Raw genomic sequence first — 13,731 nt, 5'->3', positions numbered from 1 at the left:
GAACCCTTAATGGGTTCTTTTTAAAGCATTTTATCTAAAAATGTTTTTATTCTAGGATGATCTGGATTTGTAAATAATTTTTCTGGATTTGCCTTTTCAATAATTTTTCCATCATCCATAAAAATAACTTGATTTGACACTTCTTTTGCAAAAGCCATTTCATGGGTTACCACAAGCATGGTCATTTTTTCTTTTGCCAAATCCTTCATCACCTTAAGGACTTCCCCAACTAATTCTGGATCAAGGGCTGATGTAGGTTCATCAAAAAGCATAATCTCAGGGCTCATTGCAAGGGCTCTTGCAATAGCTACTCTCTGTTTTTGCCCTCCAGAAAGCTTTCCTGGATAAACATCTCTTTTATCAGATAATCCTACCTTTTCAAGAAGATTTTCAGCAGTTTTCACTGCTTTTTCTCTTTCTACTCCATCCACAATCATTGGAGCTTCAATAATATTTTCTAGAACTGTTTTATGTGGGAATAAATTAAAATTTTGAAAAACCATACCAATTCTTTTGCATCTTTTTCGTATATCCCCTTCTGAGATATGCATCTTTTTTTCATTCTCATAGACAGCAATAGGATTTCCTTCTATCTCAATTCTTCCACCATTAATCTTTTCCAAATAATTCAAACATCTAAGGAGTGTACTTTTTCCTGACCCTGAAGGCCCAATGATAGAAAGTACCTCTCCTTTTTTTATCGTTAAAGATACATCTTTTAAAACCTCTAAAGTACCAAATTTTTTATAAATATTCTCTACCCTTATCATGTCCATGGTCAAAACCCCTACTCATATATAGAATATCTCTGTTCTAATTTCTTAAACACCATTACTACGACAGATGTTAATAACAAATAAATAATTCCTGCAATGATGAAGGATGTAATCTGAAAATCCCTTGTCAACACTTCCTTAGCAGCTCTAAGAATATCTCCCATACCAATAGCTGCAACAAGTGCTGTATCTTTTATAAGTGTAATGGCTTCATTGCTAGTTGGAGGCAATACTCTTTTTACAGCTTGAGGAAGTATGATTCTTGACATAGTTTGGCGATAATTCATCCCTAATGCTTTTGCTGCTTCATATTGTCCTTTATCGATAGATTCTATTCCTCCCCTGAATATTTCTGTAAAATATGCTCCGTAATTAAAGATAAATGTAATTGCGGCTGCTTGGAATCGTCCAAATTTTATTCCAAAGACAGGAAGTCCATAATAAGTAAAGAAAAGTTGAAGGAGCAGTGGGGTTCCCCGAAATACCCAAGTATATATTTCAAGGAACTTATTTAGCCACTTAAATCTAGAGATTTTTCCAAGTGCACATATCACCCCTATTGGGATCGAAAAAAGAATTGTTACTGCATATAATTGTAGTGTAATAATACTTCCCTTTAGTATAAATCCTGTTATATTTGTAATATAATCCACTTAGAACATCTCCTTTTTATTTAGCTACAATATCTTCTCCAAACCACTTTTTAGAAATCTCTGCTGCTGCACCATCTTTTTTCATTTCATCTAATATTTGATCTACTTCATTCATGAAAGCTGTATCACCTTTTCTAAATCCTATAGCATATCCTTCTTTTCCAAAATCCTCTTTTGCTACCTTGTATGTACCAGGTCTTTTGGACATATAGTATCTGCCCACTATTTCATCAATTACAACGGCATCTACACGCCCTGCTTGTAAATCTAATAATGCTTCTGGAAAATTTGAAAACTTTACAACTTCTTTTGTACTATTTACTGTATCTACATCTGCATTTAATGCATCTTCACCACTACTACCTAATTGAACAGCCACAATTTTTTCTGTTAAGTCTTTTTTTGTTTCTATGTCTGAATCAGCTTGTACAACAATTACCTGTCTATTTTCAATATAATACTGTGAAAATCCAATTTGTTTCTTTCTTTCTTCCGTAACCGTTAGTCCATTCCAAATCACATCAATATCTTTATTATTTAAACTAAGAACCTTTCCATCCCAGTCTATTGGCTGTGTTTTAAGCTCTACACCCATTCTTTTTGCAACTTCTTTTGCTAAATCAATATCAAATCCTACAATTTCTCCTTTTTCATCTCTAAATCCCATTGGTGGGAAGCTATCATCAAGACCTAAAACCAATTCTCCTTTTTCCTTTATTTCTTCTAAAGACCCATCTTTTTCTTCACTTACCTTTGTTTCTTGTGCAGATTCACTATCTGCTTTTGATGTCTCTTTCGCACCACATCCTGATAATACCATACTCATCATCATCACTGCTATGAATAAAAACATGATTTTCTTTTTCATTTGTTTCTCCCCCTAGTTGTTAGTTTTTTTCTACAGTTGTTATTATACTTTAGTACGCTAAATTTGTAAAGTGATAAATTTAAAATTTTTTAAAAATATAGGATAGAAATCTTATATAAAATCTCTATCCTATATGCAATCATTTCTTATTCCTTTAATTTAGGCAACGTATTAGCTCCATAAGGCATTAAGTACGTTTTAACGTCTTTTCCATTTTTATGATAAACCAGTTCTAATGCTTCATCAATGGTTTTTACAATCCTCATATTTGCTTTTTCTACTAATTTTTCATCCATATTGCCTACCAAAATAAATTGAAAATCCTTTGCAACCTCACTGATAAAATATCCAATATATTTTGCAATAGAATAATCTTTTCTCAGTGCCGTCTCTCTTTCTTCTAAGGTATCATAATTTTGAATCATCTCTTGTACATGGTCATTCCCAAATCCTTCAGAGCACTCACTTAAAATAATCATACTTCCGCCTTTTTTTACAGCCTCTTTTGCATTGATGACAGTCTTACAAGTTTGGTATAAGTTGATATCCTTTGGATACCCTCCTGCCGTTGCAATAACTACATCTGCTTTTTCTTCAATCTCAACCCCATCCATTTCATCAACAATCTTACATCCTGCTTCATGAGCTTTTATATAATTTCCTGCTACAGCATGGGCAATTTTCCCTTTTGTATCCATGATTACATTGAACATAAATGTTGGTCGAACAAAGCTTGCAGCTTCTAACATATCCAAATGCAGTGGATTTTTTTCAGTATATCCACTCCGAACTAAAGGATTACTCCCCTCTCCAAAATTTGGACTCAATGATAAGGCATGATTTTTCATAATGCTTTCATAGGCACAAATTCCTGGCAAAACAGATTTTTTTCCTCCACCCCATCCTGCTAAAAGATGAAAAACAATAGATCCTGTTAAAATAATATGATCCCTCTCTAATGCTTTTTTATTCACCTTAACAGGTGTACCAAATCTTGTAGTTCCTAGGTAAGAAATATTTTCTTCCTCTAGACAATCATGATCTAACACTTCAAATCGATTGGCAAGTTCCTCTCCTAATAACAGCTTATGTTCTTCCTTTGTTTGTTTTCTATGAGAACCTGTTGCACTAATAAATAATATATCTTCGTCCTTTATACCACCTTCATTTAACTCTTTTACAATATAGGGAAGGTATGTACTCATTTTCTGCCACAATCTTGTTACATCAGAAATTACGATACATACCGTCTCCCCTGGATGAACCAACTGATAAAGAGGTGCACTTGCAATAGGATTATTTAATGCATCTATTATTACTTCTTCTTCTGCATTATTTACATCTTTGCTATTACTTTCTATAACCTTTATCAAATTTTTTTTAGGTATTTGAATATCAATCTTTCCTCTACCATACTTCATCTTCATTGTATACATATACAAACCTCCACTACTTCATTTAATTTTAGTATACATTGTATGACCTATGGTACTATCTGTCAACTGTATTTCGTATAATTGTTTTAATATTATAAATGATGAGAAATTTTGTGATATATGAAGAATTTGCTCATTATTTGCATATAATTTAATTACTTTGAGAATATTAACGTTTTCCTGACATTTGTTATCCTTTCACTGTATCTGTATAATGATGCGTAAATCATTTCAAACGCAAAAGCGATGCGGGAAACTAGTAATTATAGAAATCATATAGAGAGCTAGTGGTTGGTGCAAACTAGTTGACGTACATAATGAACTCATTCCCAAGCTGCAGGCTGAACATAGTTTTAAACTCAGTAGGCTGTGCCGTTCTCCTACGTTACAGGAAAGATTAAGTGGATCTATTTTGTATTTTTATATAAATAGATCAATAAAGGTGGTACCGCGAATAACACATTCGTCCTTTTTGGATGAATGTGTTTTTTTATTTTTATATCCGGAGATAAGAATAATTTAACAAAACATCAAAATTTAAAAACGGAGGTATAATGATGAATATTCCTTTTATTATTGTAATCACTTATATTTTTATATTATTTGGTATTAGCGCTTATGCTAGGAAACTAGCTTCAAATGGTTCTGAAAATTTTATATTGGCAGGACGTAAACTAACTACCCCTTTAATTGCTGTTACTATTACAGGACTTGCCATCGGTGGTGCTTCTACTATTGGAGTTGCTGAACAAGCTTATAATGTAGGTCTTTCTGCTGGATGGTATAACGTAGCTTGGGCAATAGGTGCTGTTATTATGGGTTTAGTTTGTGCAGAAAAATACAGAGGCATGAATGTGTCAACAGTACCTGAATTATTTGAAAGATTTTATGATACAAAAGGGCGTATCATCTGTGTAATAGGTCAGATCATTATTCAAATTGCTGCAACTTCCCTACAATATGTTGCAGGGGGAGCAATCCTTGCTTCCATGTTACCAGAAATATTCACCTTTAAAACGGGTATGCTTACAAGTGCTGTTGTTTTCATAGGTATTACCTTCATCGGAGGTATGTGGTCAGCAGGTCTTTCTAATCTTTTGAATGTAGCTTTAATCTATATAGGCATTATCATTGCAACCATTACAACCATTTTTTCACAAGGAGGATTACACCAGATTTCTTTAAAACTCCCTTCTGAAATTGCCTATTTACATCCTGTTAATGGATTAGGAACCTTCGCAATTGTTAGTTGGATTGTAGTCATGACAACACAAGCACTATCTATGCAATATACAGTACAAATATCTTGTAGTGCAAAGAATACTAAAACTGCTCGTAATGGTTTTATCATTGGTGGACTATTGATGCTTCCTATTGGTTTTTTAGCTGCATTGATGGGCATTGCAGCTAAAGTTGCTTTTCCAGATATTAGTGCTACTTTAGCTTTACCAAAAATCATTATGTCCCTACACCCTGCTGTTGCAGGTCTAACACTTGCAGCTTTATGGGCAGCAGATGTTTCTACTGCATGTAACCTACTTTTAGGATCAGCAACACTTTTTTCACAAGATATTTATAAAAGGTTTATAAATCCAGATATAGATGAAAAGCGTTTTACGATTCTTACAAAAATATCTGTAGCTGTATTAGGTATATTTACATTTGTATTAGCTTTAACAATTGTAGGCATCTTAAAAACATTAATGGTTGCATTAAGTTTATCAACAGCTTTTACAGTAGTATTTTTATTTACCATATTTGCGCCAAGTATTTGCAGGAAAAAATCAGCCTTCATTACCACCCTTGCTGGAATCATCGTACTTATTGCATGGCAATTGATTCCTGCTATAAGAATATTTCCTCATGTCATCTATCTTGAATGGATTGTTTGTACTGTAACTTTTTGTTTAATCCCAATATTTGATCCCCATCCGATTGACGCTTTCTTAGAAGTAGAAGCTATGGTTGAATAAAAATAAAGGAGATAGCTCAGCTATCTCCTTTATTTTTTCATAATCTATCTCATTTTAAAAAAAATATCTAAATATGTACATCTACTGACATAATATGTATGCTTTTTTATTAAAATAAAATAGCATTTGTAATAATTAATATAATTGAACCACAAATTGGTATAATTGCTGTTCCAATACTCCATGTTTTCAAACTTGTCTCAACTTCCATTCCTGAGAAACGAGTTACTACCCAAAAATAACTATCATTAGGATAAGAAATAAACATAGACGTTGTGCAAAGTCCTAAAGCTGCAATCAAAGGATTTAATCCAAGAGTTGGTAACATTGGTGCTAAAATAGAGCCTCCTGTAATCATTGCAACAGTACCTGATCCTTGAGGAATTCTTATTAATGCTCCTAATAATATAGGTACAAGAATTACTGGAATATTTAAATTAACGATAGATGCTGCAATTGTATTCCCTATATCTGTTACTCTAATTACATTTCCTAATGCTCCACCAGCTCCTGTTACTAAAATAATCAAACCCGAACTAGCCATTGCACTTTCCATAAGCTTTATTGAATCTTTTTTAGAAAGATTTCCAGTTAAACCATATACACTGATCAATAAACCAATAAAAACAGCTATAATTGGATTTCCTATAAGCCCTATCACATTCATAGCATTTCCTTCCAACCCTATTGCTTTTGATACTGTATTTAAAAGAATTAAAACAACTGGTATCACAATTGGCGCAAATGAAATTGCAACTCCTGGAAGTTGTATATCATCTGACGAATCAAAGAAGTCGCTATTTTCCAAGTCTTCACCTTTTTCATGTTTTTCCATAACATTAGTTACTAATTTCTTTTTATTTTCACTTGCCTTCGCTAAATCAGCATCTATATCTGGTATAAGATCAGGATATTTTTGTCCCACATATCTAAAGTAAAAAATTGAAACAATAAACAAGGGAATAGATAATAGAATTCCTCCTAAAATCATCATACCCAAATCTACTCCAAAAAAACCTGCAACTGCAAGAGGTCCTGGTGTGGGTGGAATTAAAAAGTGAGTAATATATAATCCCATTCCAAGTATTCCACCTAACCCAACCATTGATTTTTTCGTTTCTCGTGAAAACGCTTTCGCAAGTTCCGATAAAATAACAAATCCTGAATCACAGAAAACAGGTATAGAAACAAGTAATCCAGTTAATCCCAATACTACATCTGCTCGTTTTACTCCAACAATATTTAAAACACTTGATGCCATTCTTTTTGCTGCTCCACTTACTTCAAGAAATTTACCCATAATACATCCAAAACCAATGATAATTCCTATATGTCCTAAAGTCCCTCCAAATCCTCCTGCAACGGCTTTCAATGTATCTCCTGTTGGTAACCCAGAAAGAAGTCCTACTAAAATTGAAACAATTACTAACGCCGGAAATGCATGAATCTTTGTTTTAATGATTAAAAATAATAACACCAATATCCCAACTACTAATCCAATAATCGAACCCATAAAAAAACCCCCTCTTTTTATTTTGAGTGAATTCAGATTTTTAACAGTTCATTTCTGAATTCACTCCATATTTAAAAAATGTTTATAACAAATATTAAATGATTGGTTTTTTACTATTTACTGGTTCAAAATAATTGATAAATTTTTCTATTATCAACTATATAACAGGACCAAGTGTATATATATCCATTGATTTAGTATATTTAATCGCTTCCCCTTTTGCAACTTCCCCTGAAGCAACTCTCAGTAGTTTCGCTAATGTTTCTTCTCCTACTTCTTCGATAGATTTTTCACCTACTACAATTTTTCCTGCATTAATATCCATATCATTACACATTCTATCATAGGTTATAGGATTTCCACAGATTTTGATAATAGGAACAACTGGGAAACCTTGTGGCGCTCCTCGTCCAGTTGAAAATAACATTACTTGTGCTCCACCTATGGCCATAGCAGTTAATACTTCTATTTCTCTTCCTGGTGTATTTTTAATCCATAATCCTTTTCCGCAAGGCTTTTCTGTATATTCTAAAACCCCTTCAATTGTTTTTGTTCCTGATTTTACAATAGCACCTAAAGATTTTTCTTCAATTGTACTTAATCCACCTTCTATATTTCCTGGTGTAGGCTGTCCTTTTCTCATGTCAACACCAATAGCCTTTGCTCTATTTTCAATATCATCTACAATTCTTTTTATATCTGCTGCAACTTCAGGCGTTTTTGCTCTTCTTTGTAAAATATGTTCTGCTCCAATAAATTCTGTAGTTTCACCAAATATAACCGTTCCACCAGCTTCAACAATTTTGTCTGCCACATATCCAATGACAGGATTAGAAGCAATACCAGAAGTTGTATCAGAAGCACCACATTTAATACCCATTGTCAATTTAGAAAGATCCACTTCTTCTCTTTGTTGTCCTGAAATCTCTAAGGCTAACTTTTGAGCTAAATCAATTCCCTTTTGTATAGCTTTACTTGTTCCACCAATTTCTTGAATATTTACACGTTCAACAGGTTTTCCAGTGGCTCTTATTTCTTTTTCTAAACGATCCGTATCGACCCCTTCACACCCAAGACTTACAATAAGTGCTGCTCCTACATTAGGATTTTCTCCTATTTTAATTAAAGAATCAGTAACTCTTTTTAAGTCAGGTGGCGTTTGGCAACATCCTTGATGATGTAATATTCCTTCTGTCATTTTTGTTGAATATACTATGTTTTCAACAACTTCATTAGCACAGACTACAGCTGGTATAACTGCAACATAATTTCTTGTTCCTACTGATCCATCTTTTCTTATATAACCACAAAATTTCATTAGTTCTTCCCTCCTTCTTTTGCCCAATCTCCTCTTCCTCTAATGCTATCTATATTATGTATATGGACATGTTCTCCTACTTTAATTTCTTTTGTTGCAACACCAATTTCTTCTCCATATTTTGTGATTTGTTCCCCTATTTTTATCTCTTTTAAAGCAATTTTATGTCCATAAGGCACTTCGTCTAATACTTTTACAACAATTGTATTTCCCTTAGAATCCATTACATCTACTTCACTACTTACCACTACTTGTCCAAATATTGTCGCCACATTGTCTATTTCATTATTTTTTAATCCCTTAATTCTTTCTTCATTCATATATATCCCTCCCTTTGATATTTCATTTACCTATTCTTTTACAATAACAGATACACCATCTGGTATTACAGTTACTGAAGCATCCTTACCTTGAATCTCATATGCTTTTTTCATTGCTTCATCAATAGTAGATGCTGGAATAATATTCATTCTTTTAATCAAATCATAATCAAGATATTCTGTCACTAAAATCAATTTATATTTTAATAAAATATCAGCAAACTTTTGAACACACCATTGCTCTGAAATCGTTTCCTCATCTGGTATACTCGTAACATATTCCATCAATTCTTTTGGAGATCCCTTTAACATTAACTTGCCAAAGTTCTCGCCCCCTAATCCATCTACACAAGAAGCAACCATTATAATCACACCATTTTCTTTTGCACACGCCACTGCAGCAGAAATAGCTTTTGGACATTGATATAAATTTTGATCTAGGGGATATCCTCCATTTGTAGTAATAACAATATCTGCAATTTCTTTATCTACTCCTGATAACTTAGTTATAAACTCACAGCCCTTTAAATGAGCATCATTTACATCTCCTGCTACAGCTTCAATAATATTTTTATCAGCATCTAAAATGACATTTAATATAAAATCTACACCTACTTTTCTTGCAGCATAAATCATATCTTCATGAATAGGATTTCCTTTCAAAACACCTGTTTTAGCAAGTGGATGTGCTATTGCTCTTGCTGAATGGTTGGCATTGACTGTCTCTTTAGAAGAAACTCCTGGCAAAATACTCTTACGTCCCCCTGAAAATCCTGCAAAAAAATGTGGTTCAATAAATCCTTCACAAACTAGCAAATCTGCCTCTGCTGCAAGACGATTGATGCTACAATTACTTCCTGAGGGTAATGTTCCTAATTTCACCATATCTTCTGATATAAAAGCATCATGAATAACCATCTTTTCATTATTGACTACTTCTTCTCCATACTTTTTGAACATTTCATCGGTTGTAGTAGCTCTATGAAGTCCTGTTGCAATCAATATAGTAATATCTGTATTGGGATTTCCCTTTCTAATTTCCTTTAAAAGAATTGGTAAGGTGATATGACTTGGAACAGGTCTTGTATGATCACTTGTAATAATAACAACTTTTTCTTTTCCTTTTGCAAGTTCTCTTAATTTTTTGCAATGAATAGGATTTTCTAATGCTTCATTGACAATAGCTTCTTGACTTTGTTTCACTTTATAGCTTTCTGCATTTGACATTAATACTGCTTTTAAATTTTTTTCATCAATATTTAAATCAATATGTTCTTTATAATATGGTAATTTTATAGTTCTCAAAATGTCACCTCCTTTTTTATAATGTATACATTATAATTTATACTTTATAATTTATGTTTTCATTTTATTCCTTCTTTATATATATGTCAATACTTAGTTAGAATTTTTTTATATTATATACATATATAAACTCATTTAGAAAAACTGACCATGGGTGATTTTATCTACTTCAATTAATTCGTACTTCCTCTTACAACAGTGGCATTCTTATAAAAAAATAAAAAAAAGCTGTACTCTGAATTTTACAAGAGTACAGCTTTTTTATCTTTAACTTTATTCTTTTATTTAGATTCTTCTTTTATAAGATGTTCTATGATTTGTTCCTTTGCTAGATTTAAATGTGTTGAATTCACACTCCAAGCCCTTTCAAAATCTTTTTCTTTTATCGCTTTTATGATTTCTTTATGTTCTATAAAAGAATTCTCAAATCTTTTTTTACTATGTAATGAAATCACCCTAAAGGGTTGTATTAGTGAAAAAATATTTTTGATTGCATTATAAACTACCATATTTTCACTCATATAAATAATTACATCATGTATTTTTACATCTATTCGACAATATTCAGTTAAATCTTTTGAATGATAACTTTCTTCTAATTCTTCAAGAAGCTCATCCAATATTTTTATTTTTTCTTCTGTAAGATTTAAAATGGTCTTGTTTATTGCATACTTTTCAATTACAGTTCTAAATTCAAATACATCTATAATATCTTTTTTACTTAATTTCTTAACAGAAATACTTTTATTAGGAATGCTCTCTAAGAGTCCTTCTCCAATTAATTCTTTTATAGCTTCTCTTACAGGAGAACGACTGACATTTAACTGTTCAGCAATTTTCTTCTCCTGTAATTTCTCTCCTGGCTTAAAATTTCCATTCAAAATATTTTCTTTGATTATATTATAAACTTGATCTTTAATCGTAGTAATTTGACTAGTACTACCATGTTTTAACTTCATTCTACTTCTCCCCTATTGTATATATATTTCTTTTTACTCTATTATTTTTACATTTATTATTTAGTATCCTTAAATATTCATTTATATCTTATCAGATTAAAATAATTTATCCAAATTCCTCTTTATTCCATATTTAAAAATACTACATTTTATTTTATCATATTTATAATAAACTCACTATTAATATATCCTTTTATTTACCTCATACAACTCTCTTTTACACATATCAAGTTTATGCTATTTAGATATAACTGTCAATATTTTTTGATACTTCCTAAAAGCTTATAATCATTCTCACAATAACATTCCTACATCTATATTTCTAAAAAATATAAATGTATATTCATTATATCTCCTAATGAAAAAACATGCCTTAGCTTAAAGACATGCTTTTTTATTCGACCAAATTCATAACCTGATTTTGAATTTCTGAAATATTTTCAGATATTTGTTGCAATCCTAGTGCTTGTTCATTAGTAGTACAAGAATTTTGATGCACGCCTTGTGTAGTATCTAAAATAGCATGTTTAATTTCTTCTATTACTTGATTAACTTCTTTTAAAGAATTAGTTGAATGGATAGAAAGCTTTCGAACCTCTTCTGCTACCACAGCAAATCCACGACCATGTTTTCCACTGCGAGCTGCTTCAATAGCAGCATTTAATCCTAATAGATTGGTCTGATCTGCAATATTCTTTATAAATTTTAAAATATTATTAATATCATTAATATAAATTTCTAGTTTCTTCCCTGTTTTTTCTAGATATTGGCTAGTACTAGCAATCTCTTCAGCTCCAGCTGATATTTCTTGGATAGCAGCTGATATTTCTTGAATCTTCCTAGCTACTTTATCAATAATTTGCTGTTTTTTCATAACAACTTCATTTTTTTTAATTTCTTCAACTACTATAATTGCAGCCATTTCTTGTAGCTTTTTAACCATAGCTGGATCTCCTGTGATTCCTATACAACCAATCCTTTTACCATTCATTTCAATAGGACCTGCGTAACCAGGAAGAACCCCTTTCATATTTTTAGCCATTTCTTCTGTTACATAAGAGCAATCCGTTTCTCCTAACATCACTTTTTTAACAACTCCATGTATAGTCCCTAATCTATCTGATTGAGTAGTTGCTATTATTTCTCCATGTTCTCCAATAAACTGAATATCATTATTGGTTACCTTATGTAATATTCGAACAATTTTTTCACACAAATATTGAGGTACTTGATGTTTCCATGTCATAACCCTCGCCCTCCTGAAATGTATAAATTATAATTTACAATTTATTATATCCTATATTTTAAATTTATGTCAATTATTAACTGATACTTATTACAATGATATTTTATCCAATAATTTTATTAAAAAGGAGATAGCTCAGCTATCTCCTTTATTTTTATTTAGATAGTATCTCCTTCATGGATGCTAAAACATAATCAACATCCTCTTTACTTACCCAATAATTTGTAACAAATCTTAAACTTCCGTTTTCTGGTGGATTGATGATAATTCCTTTCTCTTTCATTTCTTCTACAAACTGATCTGCATCATATCCCGTATCACTCATATCAAAGAATACCATATTAATATGTATATAATCTAATGCTACTTTTATCCCTTGTATTTTTGATAGCTCTTTTCCAAGTAATTGTGCATTTTCATGATCTTCAATGAGTCTCTCTTTCATTTCTTTTAAAGCTACAAGTCCTGCTGCTGCCAAGAACCCTGCTTGTCTTAATCCTCCACCCATTAATTTCCTTTTTTTCTTTGCCTTTTCAATAAATTTCTTACTTCCAGCTAGCATAGAACCGATTGGCGCACAAAGTCCTTTTGAAAGGCAAAAATTCACTGAATCACAATACTTTGTAATTTCTTTCACATCTACATTTAAATGAGCTGCTGCATTAAATACTCTTGCACCATCTAAATGGACAGGAACACACTTTTCTTTTGCAATCTCATAAATTGATTTCATATTTTCTATAGATATTACTCTTCCATTTGAATGAGCATTTTCCATGCAAATAAGTCCTGTAGAAGGATAATGTATATCTTCCTCTTCTCTTCTTATTCTACACTTAACATCCGCTGGATTTAATTCTCCTTTATTACTTTGTAAGGTTCTTAACTGTACTCCTGCAATTACAGAAGCAGCTCCTACTTCATCTGTAACAATATGAGAATCTTCTCCTAAAATTACTTCTTCTCCTCTATTACAATGTGTAAATAAAGATAATTGATTTCCAAAAGTACCACTTGGTACGAAAAGAGCCGCTTCTTTTCCTACAATTTGTGCTGCATACGCTTCTAACTCTATAACTGTTGGATCATCTTCATAAACATCATCTCCTACACGTGCATTGTACATTGCATCTCTCATTTTTTGAGTAGGCTGTGTTACCGTATCACTTCTTAAATCAATTCTTTTCATCTTTTGTCCCCCCATATTTACTCGTAAAATTTAAATTTGAGAAAGATGTATATTGAAATAATCTACACTTATCTTCATCATACATCCTATGTAAAACTACATCAATCACATCTATATTATATCTTATTAGGTAAATTTTTGAAAACGTTTTTACTAAAACTCCATCCTCCTCTTT

The 13,731-nt window shown here is 31.8% G+C and carries 12 protein-coding genes and 1 other annotated feature; of the genes, 1 reads left to right on the top strand and 11 read right to left on the bottom strand.

The window, feature by feature from the left end; translation table 11 throughout:
* Positions 1-20: 20 nt before the first annotated feature.
* The 4 genes from K7H06_RS04230 to K7H06_RS04215 all read right to left on the bottom strand — a co-directional run bounded on the left by K7H06_RS04230 (position 21) and on the right by K7H06_RS04215 (position 3,733).
* Positions 21-776, bottom strand: a complete 756-nt coding sequence (locus K7H06_RS04230; RefSeq protein ID WP_281426033.1) for an amino acid ABC transporter ATP-binding protein — start codon at positions 774-776, stop codon at positions 21-23.
* A gap of 11 nt (positions 777-787) precedes the next feature.
* On the bottom strand, positions 788-1,429 hold the full coding sequence (locus tag K7H06_RS04225) for an amino acid ABC transporter permease (protein WP_223038709.1): 642 nt from the start codon (positions 1,427-1,429) through the stop codon (positions 788-790).
* Positions 1,430-1,445: 16 nt separating this feature from the next.
* On the bottom strand, positions 1,446-2,297 hold the full coding sequence (locus K7H06_RS04220; RefSeq protein WP_223038708.1) for an amino acid ABC transporter substrate-binding protein: 852 nt from the start codon (positions 2,295-2,297) through the stop codon (positions 1,446-1,448).
* Between the two features lie 146 nt (positions 2,298-2,443).
* Positions 2,444-3,733, bottom strand: a complete 1,290-nt coding sequence (locus tag K7H06_RS04215; RefSeq protein WP_223038707.1) for a nickel-dependent lactate racemase family protein — start codon at positions 3,731-3,733, stop codon at positions 2,444-2,446.
* Positions 3,734-3,970: 237 nt separating this feature from the next.
* Positions 3,971-4,207: a binding site (T-box leader), on the top strand.
* An 80-nt stretch (positions 4,208-4,287) separates the two neighbouring features.
* On the opposite strand from K7H06_RS04215, the gene K7H06_RS04210 reads away from it, so the two are divergent.
* Entirely contained in the window at positions 4,288-5,706 is a 1,419-nt protein-coding gene (locus K7H06_RS04210; RefSeq protein WP_223038706.1) for a sodium:solute symporter family protein, read from the top strand.
* A gap of 109 nt (positions 5,707-5,815) precedes the next feature.
* Here K7H06_RS04210 and K7H06_RS04205 read toward each other — a convergent pair whose 3' ends face one another.
* The 7 genes from K7H06_RS04205 to ltaE all read right to left on the bottom strand — a co-directional run bounded on the left by K7H06_RS04205 (position 5,816) and on the right by ltaE (position 13,556).
* Positions 5,816-7,219 (bottom strand): GntP family permease, encoded by a 1,404-nt coding sequence (locus K7H06_RS04205; RefSeq protein WP_223038705.1) that lies wholly within the window; start codon positions 7,217-7,219, stop codon positions 5,816-5,818.
* Between the two features lie 157 nt (positions 7,220-7,376).
* Positions 7,377-8,537 carry a UxaA family hydrolase gene (locus tag K7H06_RS04200; RefSeq protein ID WP_223038704.1) on the bottom strand — a complete coding sequence of 387 codons (1,161 nt, stop codon included), beginning with the start codon at positions 8,535-8,537 and terminating at the stop codon, positions 7,377-7,379.
* Positions 8,537-8,857 carry a UxaA family hydrolase gene (locus K7H06_RS04195; protein WP_223038703.1) on the bottom strand — a complete coding sequence of 107 codons (321 nt, stop codon included), beginning with the start codon at positions 8,855-8,857 and terminating at the stop codon, positions 8,537-8,539. Before K7H06_RS04195 ends, K7H06_RS04200 begins: the two co-directional genes overlap by 1 nt.
* Before the next feature lie 30 nt (positions 8,858-8,887).
* Positions 8,888-10,162, bottom strand: coding sequence for a nickel-dependent lactate racemase (larA, locus tag K7H06_RS04190; RefSeq protein ID WP_223038702.1), 1,275 nt, complete (start codon positions 10,160-10,162; stop codon positions 8,888-8,890).
* A gap of 281 nt (positions 10,163-10,443) precedes the next feature.
* Positions 10,444-11,121, bottom strand: coding sequence for a GntR family transcriptional regulator (locus tag K7H06_RS04185; protein ID WP_223038701.1), 678 nt, complete (start codon positions 11,119-11,121; stop codon positions 10,444-10,446).
* 394 nt (positions 11,122-11,515) lie between these two features.
* Complete coding sequence (locus K7H06_RS21310) at positions 11,516-12,367, bottom strand: methyl-accepting chemotaxis protein (protein ID WP_281426032.1); 852 nt, start codon at positions 12,365-12,367, stop codon at positions 11,516-11,518.
* Between the two features lie 154 nt (positions 12,368-12,521).
* Complete coding sequence (gene ltaE, locus K7H06_RS04175) at positions 12,522-13,556, bottom strand: low-specificity L-threonine aldolase (protein WP_223038700.1); 1,035 nt, start codon at positions 13,554-13,556, stop codon at positions 12,522-12,524.
* Positions 13,557-13,731: the final 175 nt, after the last annotated feature.

The organism is Crassaminicella profunda (assembly GCF_019884785.1).
In the GTDB taxonomy this organism is placed as follows: domain Bacteria; phylum Bacillota; class Clostridia; order Peptostreptococcales; family Thermotaleaceae; genus Crassaminicella; species Crassaminicella profunda.
This window is presented reverse-complemented; position numbering and strand designations above follow the sequence as displayed.

Coding starts and splice junctions, on each gene's coding strand:
- K7H06_RS04215 (WP_223038707.1), bottom strand. CDS start 3,733: ATGTATACAATGAAGATGAAGTATGGTAGAGGAAAGATTGATATTCAA.
- K7H06_RS04205 (WP_223038705.1), bottom strand. CDS start 7,219: ATGGGTTCGATTATTGGATTAGTAGTTGGGATATTGGTGTTATTATTT.
- K7H06_RS04220 (WP_223038708.1), bottom strand. CDS start 2,297: ATGAAAAAGAAAATCATGTTTTTATTCATAGCAGTGATGATGATGAGT.
- K7H06_RS04195 (WP_223038703.1), bottom strand. CDS start 8,857: ATGAATGAAGAAAGAATTAAGGGATTAAAAAATAATGAAATAGACAAT.
- K7H06_RS04200 (WP_223038704.1), bottom strand. CDS start 8,537: ATGAAATTTTGTGGTTATATAAGAAAAGATGGATCAGTAGGAACAAGA.
- K7H06_RS04230 (WP_281426033.1), bottom strand. CDS start 776: ATGGACATGATAAGGGTAGAGAATATTTATAAAAAATTTGGTACTTTA.
- K7H06_RS21310 (WP_281426032.1), bottom strand. CDS start 12,367: ATGACATGGAAACATCAAGTACCTCAATATTTGTGTGAAAAAATTGTT.
- K7H06_RS04210 (WP_223038706.1), top strand. CDS start 4,288: ATGATGAATATTCCTTTTATTATTGTAATCACTTATATTTTTATATTA.
- K7H06_RS04185 (WP_223038701.1), bottom strand. CDS start 11,121: ATGAAGTTAAAACATGGTAGTACTAGTCAAATTACTACGATTAAAGAT.
- ltaE (WP_223038700.1), bottom strand. CDS start 13,556: ATGAAAAGAATTGATTTAAGAAGTGATACGGTAACACAGCCTACTCAA.